We start from the raw sequence: 13,323 nt of genomic DNA on the forward strand, positions 1-13,323 counted from the left end.
CCGCTCATTCCAGCCACATGATTCATGTTCCACCCGACCGGAGGAAATCCCCTTGTGACACAACTCACCGAAGGGCCTGAAAATATTTCCAGGCACCTGGAGGTCTGATGTCGTTTCTGCTCCACGGTTAGATACCATCAAGATCCTGACAGCCCCCTTGCAGCTCTACATCTCGTCGAGAAGCTCGTCTGTCACAGCCGAATTAGTGTCTGCAATCCCCAGTTCTTCGGCCCGTTTGTCGGCCATTGTCAGCAGACGACGGATTCTTCCGGCCACCGCATCCTTGGTCATTTGCGGATCCGCGAGCCGGCCGAGTTCTTCGAGAGAGGCATGGCGATGTTGCACCCTCAGCTGACCTGCTTCGGCCAGGTGCTCGGGAACGTCGTCCCCGAGAATTCTCATGGCCAGTTCCACCCGGGCTGCAGCTGCGATGGCGGCGCGCGCTGAACGCCGCAGATTCGCATCATCAAAGTTCGCCAGCCTGTTGGCCGGGGTACGAACTTCCTTGCGCAGACGTTTCTCCTCCCAGATGATTCTGGATTTCTGGGCACCGATGCGGGTCAGCAGCGCACCAACCGCCTCCGCATCACGAACCACAACGCGATCCGCGCCCCGGGAATCCTTGGTTCGTGCTGTCACGCCGATGCGTCGCGCGCATCCGACGAGTGCCAGCGCCGCCTCCTGGCAAGGGCACACCACCTCAAGTGCAGAGGAACGGCCAGGCTCAGTTAAGGAACCCGCGGCCAGAAACGCCCCGCGCCAAGCGGCCTCGGCATCACTGACTGTTCCGGAGATCACCTGGGGTGACAACCCACGGATGAGGTGGCCGGAACGCGTGACCAGCCCGGCACGACGAGCAACCTCATCGGCGTTGTCGATGATGCGCACCAGGTAACGCGGATGCTTCCGGGCGCCGGTCGGAGTGACGGTGTGCACCTGGACCTCAGTGTCATAGAGCTGGCGGATGAAATCCCGGAGTCTCTGTGCTCCCGCGGGGCTGTCCAGATTGACCTCGATGATGAGACGGCCCGTTACAGACTGCAGTTCCCCCGAGAAACGGAGCAATGCTGAGACCTCGGCAGCCTTCGCACTCTGTCGCGTCACCGATACGCGGGTGAGTTCATCTTTGATGTCAGTTGTCAGTGACAATGCCACGCCTTCCTTGCACCTGGAGGTAGCACGGAGGTCTCAGGTTGAATCCCCCGCGCTTGTGAAAAATACCTGAATCACGAGCTTAGCCGTCGAGCCGCCAGCCTCCATATACCCTGCTCCGTGTGAACTATCTTCCTGACCGCATCTGGCGGTATTGGAGCATCAGTGCATCACACAGCTTGGAGGGGTCGTGAATGCTGGTGAATCGTCCCCGTCCGTCCTCTGCGCGGACGTCCTGGAAACTGACCTCCGCCCCGAGCGTCCGGGCTGCCCGTTCGAGGTGCTCCCGTTCTGAGTGCAGGGAGATGGTGCCGGAATCAACGATGACCTGATCCACTTTCAGGCTGCTGGCGTGTTGGCGCAACACGTGGATGTGACGCTCCGCGGAGAATCCTGCGGTTTCACCGGGCTCGGAGGTGAGATTAAGCACCAGAACCTTCACAGCCCGGGTTCGCTCAAGGGCATCCACGATGTCGGGCACCAGAATATGTGGAATGACGGAGGAGAACCAGGAGCCCGGTCCAAGCGTCACCAGATCAGCATCGAGGATCGCCTGCACCGCGTCCGGGTTGGCCTGTGGCTTCTCGGGGATGACCCGAACCCGACGAACGTGCCCCGGTGTCGCCGCTACGGCAACCTGACCCCGGACCTGACGCATGAGGCGGGGATCTTTGTCCAGACCTGAGACCTCTGCTTCAAGGTCCAGTGGTTCGAGGCAGACAGGCAGGACGCGCCCACGGGATCCAGCCAGCTCGGCGACTTTGTCCAAGGCGTTCTGGGAGGTCCCGAACAAGTCAGTCAGTGCCACGATGAGGAGATTGCCCAGCGCATGGCCCGCGAGGGCACCATGACCGCCGAAACGGTGTTGAAGAAGCTGCTCCCACATGAGCCCGTCTTCATCATCAGTGGTGAGTGCGGCCAGTGCCATTCGAAGGTCTCCGGGTGGAATCTGTCCGAGTTCATGCCTGATGCGCCCGGATGAACCGCCATCGTCAGCCACAGTCACCACAGCGTTGATTTTCTCCGGAGCACAGCTGCGCACGGCTTTCAGCGTCTGGAAGAGCCCGTGTCCACCTCCCAGACTGGTGATGATACGGGGATTTTCTGCACTGCAGTCGGGTACGGGAGCTGAATCTTCGGGGAGCACGGGAGCCATTTCAGAGGAGCGGTCAGGGGTCTGGTACAGGGAAGTCATGGTGGAGCCACCTGACCTAATTACGGTTGATGTCGCGGTGAACCACCGATACATCCAGGTCAGTGCGCTCACCTAACCGGCGGGCGAGTTCCTCTGAGACGGCAACAGACCGGTGGTGTCCACCTGTGCAACCAATACCCACGGTGATGAAATTCTTTCCCTCATGACGGTAGCCGGGGAGCATGTCATCGAGCATGGTGATGAAGTTGTCCAGGAACTCTGATGCTCCCTTCTGACCCAGCACATAATCTGAGACCGGCTTATCCACGCCACGGAATGGCTTTAACTCCGGGATCCAGAAGGGGTTGGGGAGGAATCGGGCGTCAATGATGAAATCCGCGTCGCGGGGGGAACCATGCTTGAAACCGAAGGATTGAATGGTCACATGCTGAATTCTCTTGGCAATGGTTCGGAAGGAGGATTCGATAGCCCTGCGGAGATCGTGCACCGACAGTTCAGAGGTATCGATCACCACATCCGCCTCTTCCTTCAGCGCTGACAGCATCTGGCGTTCACGCTCAATGCCCACCTGGAGGGTCTGGCTACCCTGGAGTGGATGGGTTCGGCGGACGTTGTCGAACCTGCGGATCAGCTCATCATCGCGCGCATCCAGGAACAACACCGTGGGCGCAAGGTTCTTCTCCTCCAGCTCGGTGATGGTCTCACGCAGTCCACCACGGAACTCGCGGGAACGGACGTCACACACCGCAGCAACCTTATCCACGGGGGAATCCTCGCGCGCACACATCTCCACCAGCGGCAGGATCATCTTCGGGGGAAGGTTGTGGGACACGAACCAGCCGAGGTCTTCCAGAACCCTGGCTGCGGTACTGAGACCAGCGCCAGACATTCCGGTGATGATAACCGGGGTGAAAGTCGTTTCAGACATGGAGGCGGACGCGGAAACCGGTGAGCCAGAGGATTGGGTCATGTCCTACATACTAGCCAGACCACATCGGATCAGTTCACCAACCGATCCCCTATTCCTCTGACGCAGCTGGTTAACCCTCCTTGTGCAGCGCCTCATGAACGCTCGCAGCAAGGGTGGGGCCGAACCCCTTGACCTCTCCGATCTCGTCCACTGAAGCCTCCTTCAACCGGGCGACAGACCCGAAGTGTTTCACCAGCTCGGTTCTCCTGGCCTGCCCCAGCCCCCTGATGCCGTCCAGTTCCGATACGCGCATGCGCTTAGAGCGTTGCTGGCGGTGGTAGGTGATGGCGAAACGGTGGGCTTCATCGCGGATCTGTTGAAGAAGGAACAACGCCTGGGAGTTCCGGGGCAGAATAACCGGGTCTGGATCACCGGGTAACCAGATCTCCTCCAACCGTTTGGCGAGCCCGACCAGAGTCACGTCCACTATGCCCAGTTCATCGAAGACCTCTTGTGCCGCAGCCACCTGGGGTGCGCCGCCGTCCACGATGAACAGCTGCGGAGGATAGGCGAAACGACGATTATCGGTGGACATCTCCTCCACTTTTTCATCGGAGAAGGTCGAACCGTCGTACTCCTCGGCCTCCGGGACAGCGAGCTTATCCCGGTTGTGCCGCAGGAACCTCCTGCGGGTCACCTCGGCGATGGACGCCACATCGTCTGAATGTCCGTCGCCGGCTGCCTCCTTGATCCGGTACCTGCGGTAATCAGACTTTCTTGGCAGACCATCCTCGAATACAACCAGGGATGCCACCACATCGGTGCCCTGGATATGAGAGATATCCGTGCATTCAATGCGCAGCGGGGCCTGCTCCATATCCAGGGCTTCCTGGATGTCCTGCAGGGCGGCGGAGCGCGCGGTGAGATCACCCACGCGTTTGAGCTTGTGCTGCTTCAGCTGTTCCTTGGCGTTTCTCTCCACGGTTTCCATGAGCGCCCGTTTGTCCCCCCGCTGCGGCACCCGAAGATCAATGCCTGCTCCACGCATATCCTCCAACACAGTGCGGGTCTCTGCCGTTTCGTGCGGCGCAACCTGGACGAGAATCTCCCGCGGGACCACTGTGGCGCGGGTGACAGGAGCGGTTTCCCGGGTGGAGAGCTGATCCACTCCCCTGCGCTCGATCTGGTCTGCGTCCTCTGCGGCCTCGGTGTCTGCGCGCTCCACGGCATCCCCGTAGAACTGGACCAGGAAATTCTGCATCAGGTGTGGAAGTGCCGGATCTGCACCCGGATCATCAGAATCATCCAGCACATCCCAGTCACCGGTCTTCTCCACGACCCAGCCACGCTGACCACGGATACGGCCACCACGGACATGGAAGATCTGGACTGCGGCCTCCAGTTCATCGGTGGCGAAGGCGATGATGTCTGCATCAGTGCCGTCGCCAAGCACAACTGCCTGTTTCTCCATCACCTTGTGGATGGCTCCGAGGTCATCGCGTAACCTGGCGGCCTTTTCAAAATCCAGTTCCTCGGAGGCCGCCATCATGTCTGAGGTGAGTTTTCTGGTGACCTTATCGGTGTGGCCGGACATGAATGAGGAGAATCCGTTGACGATGTCCCGGTGTTCCTCTTCCGAGACCCGTCCCACACACGGGGCGGCACACTTGTCGATGTACCCCAACAGGCATGGCCTGCCCAGATTCTCGTGCCGGTTGAACACCCCTTTGGAGCATGTCCGCATCGGGAAGACACGGATCAGTAGATCCAGGGTTTCGCGCACCGCCCAGGCATGGGAATAAGGACCGTAATACCGCACACCTTTCCGTCGTGGCCCGCGGTAGAAGAAGGCACGGGGAAAACGCTCACCTGTGGATACGGCGAGCATGGGGTAGGTTTTATCGTCGCGGTATTTGACGTTGAAACGGGGATCGAAGCGCTTGATCCAGGTGTATTCCAGCTGCAGTGCCTCGACCTCGCTGGATACCACGGTCCATTCCACCGATGAGGCGGCGAAAACCATCTGACGGGTTCGTGGGTGGAGCTGGGTGACATCCTGGAAATAATTGGACAGTCTCGACCGTAGGTTCTTGGCCTTACCCACGTAAATGACCCGGCGGGTTTCATCCCGGAATTTATAAACACCCGGTTCCGTGGGAATGCTCCCAGGTGCCGGGCGGTAGGTGGTCGGATCAGCCATGAGCGGGGCTAGTCCTCCGGCATGTGCTTGTTTTCGAGTTCACGGAACTCAGCGACCGCACGGACCACATCTTCACCGTCCCGCGCCTGAAAAGCCCACATCGGAACGTACTCAAAGTCAGGGAGCTCAAGGCGTGCGACGCGGGCACCCTTGGGGAAGGACATTCCGTAGATGACCACCCAGGGATAAAACCGGGTGCCGATGAAGTTTCGGACCTCAACGCCATCTTCATTGGCACGCACGCGGGCACGGGTGAATCCGATATATGCCAGCACTGAGATCAATACACCCACACCAGGGAATGCGAGGGTGTCGATGAAGGACACGGCGGCACCGGTGAAGTCAACGTCCACGACAGCCCCCATGAAGAGGTGCACGGCCATGACGACGACAACGAGCACCCAGGCGATCTTGCGCATCGTCTTCGAGGTCACCACCAGACTCCATGGCTTATCGGTGGTGGTTCCGGCGAAGGCTGCGGTGTAGAGCTGGAGTTCCTCATTACTGAGTCGCACCGTGGGCTCCCCGCCGGCGTTCAGATCTTGCCTTGCACCGTCGGGAGCGTTGGTCGTCACGTTGTCACTTTTCCTTAAGATCAGTTCGGGAGCGCGTTTCAATGAGACAGTCTAACCCCTGTCAGCCCGAATCCCAGAAAGCACCAGCGCCGTATCCAAAGCCGCCACCATGGCTTCGGCACCCTTGTCCTCCACGGACCCCTCTGCACCGGAGCGCTCGATGGCCTGTTCCTCGGTATTGGTGGTGAGCACACCATTCCCGATCGGGGTGGATGTGTCCAGGGCAATGCGGGTGAGGCCCTCGGTGACGGAATCGCATACATAGTCGAAGTGGGGTGTGCCACCACGGATGACACAGCCCAGAGCCACCACGGCATCGTGGGTCCGGGCGAGTTCCTGGACCACAACGGGCAGTTCCAGGGCACCGACCACACGGTATTCACTGACCTCGGCACCGGCTGCACGGCCCGTTCTGACGGCATGGTCATGCAAACGATCACAGATCTCCGCATTCCACTTGGCGGTAACCACCGCCACCTTCAGACCGGTGGCATCGGGAAGATCGATCTGGGGAAGGCCTTCTTTAGCCATGATGTGTTCCTTCGGTTGTTTCAGTGTGGTCGGTGGCTTCCCATTCCGCAACGGCCGGTAGATCATGTCCCATGCGGTCACGTTTGGTCCGTAGGTAACGGACATTGTCCTCGTGGACCTGCACCGGGATCGGGGTGCGGTGGGCGATGGAGACTCCGTGGCCTTCCATGCCCAGACGCTTGATGGGATTGTTGCTGATGAGGTTGAGGGATCGCACACCCAGGTCATAGAGGATCTGCGCGCTGGTGCCGAATTCACGGGAATCAGCCGGCAGGCCGAGGGCAAGATTAGCGTCGACGGTGTCGGCACCCTCGTCCTGGAGCTGGTACGCACGCAGCTTGGCCAACAGTCCGATGCCACGGCCCTCATGGCCACGCATGTACACCACCACACCGCGTCCGGCTTCATGGATCATCCGTAATGATTCATGAAGCTGCTGCCCGCAATCACAACGGCGGGATCCAAAGACATCACCCGTGAGGCACTCGGAGTGGACGCGGACCAGAACGTCCTCTCCCCCATCGGATGCGGGATCTCCCTCGCAGATGGCCACGTATTCGGTGCCGTCCACCTTGGAGCGGTAACCCACGGCCTGGAAATCCCCGAATTCGGTGGGAAGTTTAGTCTCCACGATGCGTTCCACCAGGATCTCGTTTTTTCGTCGCCAAGCAATGAGCTGTTCAATGGAGATCAGTTTGAGGTCGTGGGTGTCGCAGAACCTGCGGAGTTCGGGCAGACGCGCCATCCCGGTGGGATCCTCTTCACTGACCACCTCGCAGATCACGCCGGCGGGTCGCAGCCCAGCGGCCCGGGAGAGGTCAACGGCAGCTTCGGTGTGGCCGGCGCGGACCAGCACCCCACCTTCGCGGGCCCGCAGCGGGACAACATGCCCCGGACGGGTGAAGTCGGCCCGGTCAGCATCCGGATCGGCCAGGAGCTTGATGGTGTGTGCACGGTCGGCCGCGGAGATACCGGTGCTGCCGGTATTCGCATCCACGGTGACGGTGTAGGCAGTGCCACGCGCATCCTGGTTATGTGCAGTCATGGGAGGGAGATCCAGACGGTCGGCGTCCTCAGATGTCATCGGGACACAGATATAACCGGAGGAATACCTGACCATGAAGGCCACCAGCTCCGGGGTGGCAAGTTCTGCGGCGAAGATGATATCACCTTCGTTCTCCCGGTTTTCATCATCAACGACAACAACTGCCTTGCCGGCAGCGATGTCCGCGATGGCTTCCTCAACAGAATCCAGCTGAACTTTATGGGGTGCGTTCTCAGTCACGTTTCTAACCTTAGTTCCCGCCGGTAACCGGCTGGTCGCCAGGCCCCACCATCATCATGCGTTCCACATATTTGGCGATAACATCAACCTCGATATTCACCACGTCACCCACCGCCAGGGATCCATGGGTGGTATCGCGCAGGGTCGTGGGGATGAGAGAGACCTCGAACCAGTCTGCGCCCAGGGCGGATACCGTCAGTGAGGTGCCATTCAATGCGATGGACCCCTTCTCCACCACATAACGCGCGAGATCCGCAGGAAGAGCGAAGCGGAGGACATCCCAGTTCTCCGAACTCTCACGGGAAAGCAACCGGGTGGTGGCATCCACGTGGCCCTGCATGATGTGCCCACCGAGACGCCCGTTAGCCGCCATGGCGCGTTCCAGGTTCACCTTGCTGCCCACGGACAGGCTGCCCAGCGAGCTGTGGTCAAGGGTCACCTGCATGCAGTCGGCGGTGAAATGGCCTTCTTCAAAGGTGGCCACGGTCAGGCAGACGCCGTTGACCGCGATGGAATCCCCGAGATGGACATCTTCTAAAACGGTGGCGGCCGCGATGGTCAACCGGACGGAGTCCCCCAGGTTTTCCACGCCGGATACGGAGCCGAGCTCCTCAACAATGCCAGTAAACATCTAGTGGTCCTTTCGAATCATGTCAATCAACACATCATCACCGAGCTGTCGAACAGCGGTGGTGCTGAAACGCTTTATATCGGAGATGGTGGTGTCCCCGTCCCAGCTCAGCACAGACCTACCTGCACCCAGAAGCGCGGGGGCTATGTACGCCTGGATCGCATCAACTAAACCGTCGCGCAGCATGGCGGTGGCCAGGGTGGGCCCTCCCTCCAGGAGGACGTCCCGGCATCCTGCCTGCCACAGCGCTATCAGGGCATCATTTATTCCCGCGTACTGCTCAAAACCAAGGCGGTTCAGATTCGATCCGTCCGGAACCCGCCTGCCCCCGACAACGACACGACGTGGTTGCTGGCTGTACAAACCATTCGGCCCCCGCGCCGTCAGTGAGGGATCATCCGCCAGGACAGTGCCTGTGCCCACGATGATGGCGTCCCGCTTCGCCCGGTCGGTGTGAACGAATGCCCTCGCCTGCTCCCCTGTGATCCACTGACTGGTTCCGTCGGTGGCCGCGGCGAAACCGTCAAGGGTTCCGGCGAATTTGAGGGTGACATGTGGGCGCTCGAGAATGGTTGCCCGCAGCCACGGCATGAGCGCAGGTACCGGTTCATTGAGCAGATGTGTCTCCACGCCCGCTTGTTGCAGGTGGTCGGCGCCTCCGGCGGCCTGCGGGAAGGGGTCGGGATTGGCGTAGAAGACCCGGGCGATGCCGGCGTGGATGAGCGCCTGCGAGCATGGCCCCGTGCGGCCGGTGTGGTTGCACGGTTCGAGGGTGACCACCGCGGTGCCTCCACGGGCGCGTTCACCGGCGGCGGCGAGCGCCATCACTTCCGCATGCGCACCGCCAGGTGGCTGGGTGGCGCCGACTCCGGCGACTTCACCCCGCGCGTCAAGAATGACAGCACCAACCGGCGGGTTGGGGCTGGTCGTGCCGCGGACCTTGTCGGAGGCGTCGGTGGCCAGGGCGAGTGCGGATCGGATGTCCGGGGTCATTGCTGTTTAAGGCGTTGCGAGCGCGCGGAGTTCCTGCACGGCGGCATTGGGGTCACCGGCACCGAACACGGCGGAGCCTGCCACGAAGGCATCCACCCCGGCGTCGGCGGCCTGGGTGATCGTGGTGGCGGAGATGCCACCGTCGATTTCAATGATGATGTCCAGGTTGCGTTCATCGATGACACGACGCAGGGTGCGTACCTTGTCCAGCTGGTCAGGCATGAAGCTCTGGCCGCCGAAGCCGGGCTCGACGCTCATGATGATGACTTCGTCGAAGTGCTCCAGATCGTCCAGGTAATCCTCGATCGGAGTGCCCGGGCGCACGGAGAAACCGGCGCGCACACCCTTGGAACGGATGTAGTTGGCCAGTTCCACATGCTTGTCAGTGGCCTCGACGTGGAAGATCACGCAGGCGGCACCGGCGTCGATGTAGTGGTCCACCCACTTCTCGGGGTTCTCGATCATGAGGTGGACATCCAGGGGCTTGTCGGTCACGCGGTGGACAGCCCTGGTCACGTCATAACCGAAGCTCAGGTTCGGGACGAAGTGACCGTCCATGATGTCAACGTGGATCCAGTCGGCATCGGGAACCGCTGCGATCTCCTCCCCGAGACGGGCGTAATCGGCGGCGAGGATGGATGGGGCGATGATGGGTTTGCGCTGTTGAGCCATACCTTCAGATCATAGCCCTACCGGTTCACCGCTTCCGCAGGACGGCCACAAACATGGCGTCGGTGCCGTGGCGGTGCGGCCACATCTGCACTGACTTCCCCTCACCGGTGCCTTCCATGCCTGGCAGGTATGCGGCTGCGTCCAGCTCCTCGATATCGAAGTTGGCCAGTGCACGATCAACCACCTCACGGGTTTCACGGAGATCAGGTGAGCAGGTGGAATACACCACGATGCCGCCGGTGCGCACCCGGTTCACCGCGGATTCCAGGAGTTCATATTGGAGGGTGTGTAGCGGTCCGATATCGGATTCCTGCTTGCGCCAGCGGGCCTCCGGGCGGCGGCGTAGCGCACCGAGTCCGGAGCACGGGGCGTCCACGATGGCGCGGTCATAACCGTCATCCAGTGCGATGGTGCGACCATCACCCACATGGACCTTGACCGGCAGCCCACGGACGGATCGCTCCACCAGTTTGGCCCGGTGATCGGAGACCTCGATGGCATCCACGCGGGCACCATCCATGCGGGCAAGCGCGCCGATGAGCGCTGCCTTGCCTCCGGGACCGGCACACAGGTCAAGCCAGCGGCCCTGATCATCGCCTTCCACCGGCGCTTCCACGAGGGCGCGGGCGATGAGCTGGGAGCCTTCATCCTGCACTGCCGCCAGGCCCTGCTGGACGGGATCGATATCGCTGGGGTCCCCGCCTTCGAGGTAGACGGCGTAGGGCGAATACTTACCCTCTTCCCCTCCTGTGATCAGCGCCAACTCCTCCGCGCTGATCTCACCGGGGCGCGCCACGAGGTGCACGGTGGGACGCTTGGAGTCTGCGGCCAGCGCCTCCTCCAGCTCACTGGCGGGAAGCAGACGGGAGAAACTCTGCGCAATCCACTCCGGGTGGGCGGTGCGGAACGCCAACCGGGCAATCTCGCCTTCCGGTTCCAGTTTGTCCAGCCACTCCTCCGCCGGTGTGCGGGTGATGGTGCGCATGACGGCATTGGCAAAGCCGGTGGCGTTGAACTTCTTGAGCCCGCCGACCATCTTCACGGTGGTGTCCACGGCTGCGTGATCCTCCACGCGGGTGAACAACACCTGGTAGGCGCCGATGCGCAGCACGTCAAGCACCTCTGAATCGATATCCTTCAGTGGCCTGTTCGCAGCCGAGGCGATCACCGCATCCAGCAATCCCTGGTTCCGCAGCGTGCCGTAGGTGATCTCCGTGGCAAAACCTGCATCACGGGTATCCATCTTCTGCTTGGTCAGCAGACGTGGCAACACCAGGTTGGCATATGCGTCACCGGTGCGGACCCGTTCCAACACCTCGAAGGCGATCTCACGGGGCTTGTCGACGCCCAGAGCCCGCAGCTCGCGGACCTCTGCACGGGGGCTGCGGTTGTTGCTGGTCCGCTTGGGGGCAGCTTTTTTCACCGGTGCCTTTTTAGGCTGAACCTTCTTCTGTTCACCCTTGGCTGAACGGGAGCGGAAACCGCCCGATTTCTCCAGGCTCATACAAAACTCGCTTCCTGATCAAGATGGACACCACGGGCCCAGTCTGCTGAATTCATCATCTTCTTTCCCGGAGGCTGGATCTGGCCCAGTGAGACAGGGCCGGAACCGGTTCCTACAAATACAATATTCTTCGCCACACTAATGGCACCGGGTGCCAGCGTTGGCACCTCCGGTGCTGCTGACAGCGGCGTTAGCGGACCGACCTTGAGGCGGTCGTCGTCAAGCATTGTCCATGCCCCCGGACCAGGGGTGTGCGCGCGGACATGACGGTCGATCACCTCGGCAGGCTGTGTCCAGTCAATGCGGGCGTCGGCGGTGGTGATCTTGGCGGCGTAGGTCGCCTCGCCCACCTGCCCGCGGGGTGTGATGGTGCCCTGATCCAGGCCGGTCATCGTGTCCACCAGCAGATCCGCACCGGAGTGGGCCAGACGGGTCAGAAGATCATCGGCAGTGTCGGTGGGCAGGATCTCATCTTCGAGGGTGGACAGGATCAGACCGGTATCCAACCCTTCATCGATCCGGAAGCAGGTGGCGCCGGTGACCTGGTCGCCTTCGCGGATGGAGGCCTGCACAGGTGCTGCACCACGCCATGCTGGGAGTAGGGAGAAATGCAGGTTGACCCAACCGTGCGGGGCCACATCCAACAGATCCTTGGTGATGAGCTGACCGAAAGCAACCACGGGCAGGCAATCGGGCTGAAGTTCAGCGAGACGCTCGCGGACCAGTTGTCCATCTTCGGTGTCTGCCTTGAGGCTGGTGGGCTTGATCACCTCGATCCCGTGCTTTTCCGCCAGCTCGGCAACCGCTGAGGGGTGCAGGGTGCGACCACGGCCACGACGGGCATCAGGCTGGGTGAGCACCGCGACCACCTCATGGTCGGAATCGATCAGCTTCTGGAGCGCGACCACAGCCGGTTCCGGGGTTCCTGCAAAAACTAGGCGCATGTGCGTGGAAATTCCTTTACTTGTTGAACCAATCGGAGGCACGGATGACACCCATGGCGGCTTTGCGTTCCGCAGGATCCAGTCGCTTGAGGAACAACACACCGTCCAGATGGTCGGTCTCATGCTGGATGCACCTGGACAGCAGGCCCGAGGCAACCATGCCGATGGGGTTTCCATCTTTATCCTGGCCGGAGAGCCTGACGGTTTCATGGCGGGTGGTCTCTGCCGATACATCAGGAATGGAGAGGCAGCCCTCATTACCGGTCTGGGTGGTTTCACCCACCGGCTCCCACACCGGGTTGATCACATGCCCCCGCAGGCCACCGTCAACATGACTGCAGTCAAAGACAAACACGCGCCGCAGCACGCCGACCTGGTTGGCGGCTAACCCCACGCCGCCGGCATCCTCCATGGTGTCGAACATATCGTCCACGAGGACAGCCAGGGACTCGTCGAAATCGACGATTTCTTCTGCTCTGCTGGTCAATACCGGATCACCGAAAAGTCTGACGTCACGAACGGTCATGGTTGGGGTGGGTCTCCTTGAAAATCAAAAGGGGTTCATGGGAATTATTCACTGTAGCGTGCGGGCGCTCGGGCACACCTGAGGGTAGTGAAGGTGTGTCCCATCCTAACGCCCAGGCTTGACATGCCCTATATCCAGGTTGTTCCCCGACCACTGGCCCATTGCTCCGGGTGGGTGGCCCACTTGGCACGTGGACAGGGGCCGAACGGCAACGAAAGAGCAGCTCAAAGGCTATAAAGAAGCA

General features: G+C 61.1%; 13 protein-coding genes. All 13 read right to left on the bottom strand.

The window, feature by feature from the left end:
* Window positions 1-165: 165 nt before the first annotated feature.
* The 13 genes from whiA to def all read right to left on the bottom strand — a co-directional run bounded on the left by whiA (window position 166) and on the right by def (window position 13,079).
* The gene (whiA, locus tag CFAEC_RS07495) at window positions 166-1,149 is read right to left on the bottom strand and encodes a DNA-binding protein WhiA (protein ID WP_290279839.1); all 984 of its coding nucleotides are present in this window, start codon (window positions 1,147-1,149) and stop codon (window positions 166-168) included.
* A 130-nt stretch (window positions 1,150-1,279) separates the two neighbouring features.
* The gene (locus CFAEC_RS07500; RefSeq protein ID WP_290275576.1) at window positions 1,280-2,347 is read right to left on the bottom strand and encodes a gluconeogenesis factor YvcK family protein; all 1,068 of its coding nucleotides are present in this window, start codon (window positions 2,345-2,347) and stop codon (window positions 1,280-1,282) included.
* A gap of 16 nt (window positions 2,348-2,363) precedes the next feature.
* Window positions 2,364-3,236: an RNase adapter RapZ gene (rapZ, locus tag CFAEC_RS07505; protein ID WP_290279840.1), complete on the bottom strand. Its 873-nt coding sequence runs from the start codon at window positions 3,234-3,236 to the stop codon at window positions 2,364-2,366.
* Between the two features lie 112 nt (window positions 3,237-3,348).
* Window positions 3,349-5,418: an excinuclease ABC subunit UvrC gene (gene uvrC, locus CFAEC_RS07510; protein ID WP_290275578.1), complete on the bottom strand. Its 2,070-nt coding sequence runs from the start codon at window positions 5,416-5,418 to the stop codon at window positions 3,349-3,351.
* An 8-nt stretch (window positions 5,419-5,426) separates the two neighbouring features.
* Window positions 5,427-5,993: a PH domain-containing protein gene (locus CFAEC_RS07515; protein ID WP_290275580.1), complete on the bottom strand. Its 567-nt coding sequence runs from the start codon at window positions 5,991-5,993 to the stop codon at window positions 5,427-5,429.
* A 51-nt stretch (window positions 5,994-6,044) separates the two neighbouring features.
* Window positions 6,045-6,524 (bottom strand): 6,7-dimethyl-8-ribityllumazine synthase, encoded by a 480-nt coding sequence (gene ribH / locus CFAEC_RS07520; protein WP_290275582.1) that lies wholly within the window; start codon window positions 6,522-6,524, stop codon window positions 6,045-6,047.
* Window positions 6,517-7,809 carry a bifunctional 3,4-dihydroxy-2-butanone-4-phosphate synthase/GTP cyclohydrolase II gene (locus CFAEC_RS07525; protein WP_290275584.1) on the bottom strand — a complete coding sequence of 431 codons (1,293 nt, stop codon included), beginning with the start codon at window positions 7,807-7,809 and terminating at the stop codon, window positions 6,517-6,519. Before CFAEC_RS07525 ends, ribH begins: the two co-directional genes overlap by 8 nt.
* A gap of 10 nt (window positions 7,810-7,819) precedes the next feature.
* Window positions 7,820-8,440 (bottom strand): riboflavin synthase, encoded by a 621-nt coding sequence (locus tag CFAEC_RS07530; protein ID WP_290275586.1) that lies wholly within the window; start codon window positions 8,438-8,440, stop codon window positions 7,820-7,822.
* Entirely contained in the window at window positions 8,441-9,433 is a 993-nt protein-coding gene (gene ribD, locus CFAEC_RS07535) for a bifunctional diaminohydroxyphosphoribosylaminopyrimidine deaminase/5-amino-6-(5-phosphoribosylamino)uracil reductase RibD (RefSeq protein WP_290275588.1), read from the bottom strand.
* 6 nt (window positions 9,434-9,439) lie between these two features.
* A complete protein-coding gene (rpe, locus tag CFAEC_RS07540; protein WP_290275590.1) occupies window positions 9,440-10,105 on the bottom strand; it encodes a ribulose-phosphate 3-epimerase in 666 nt (221 codons plus the stop codon).
* Window positions 10,106-10,130: 25 nt separating this feature from the next.
* Window positions 10,131-11,609, bottom strand: a complete 1,479-nt coding sequence (locus tag CFAEC_RS07545) for an RsmB/NOP family class I SAM-dependent RNA methyltransferase (RefSeq protein ID WP_290275592.1) — start codon at window positions 11,607-11,609, stop codon at window positions 10,131-10,133.
* Entirely contained in the window at window positions 11,606-12,553 is a 948-nt protein-coding gene (gene fmt, locus CFAEC_RS07550; RefSeq protein WP_290275595.1) for a methionyl-tRNA formyltransferase, read from the bottom strand. Before fmt ends, CFAEC_RS07545 begins: the two co-directional genes overlap by 4 nt.
* A 16-nt stretch (window positions 12,554-12,569) precedes the next feature.
* On the bottom strand, window positions 12,570-13,079 hold the full coding sequence (def, locus tag CFAEC_RS07555) for a peptide deformylase (protein ID WP_290275598.1): 510 nt from the start codon (window positions 13,077-13,079) through the stop codon (window positions 12,570-12,572).
* Window positions 13,080-13,323: the final 244 nt, after the last annotated feature.

It is taken from the genome of Corynebacterium faecale (genome assembly GCF_030408735.1).
In the GTDB taxonomy this organism is placed as follows: Bacteria; Actinomycetota; Actinomycetes; order Mycobacteriales; family Mycobacteriaceae; genus Corynebacterium; species Corynebacterium faecale.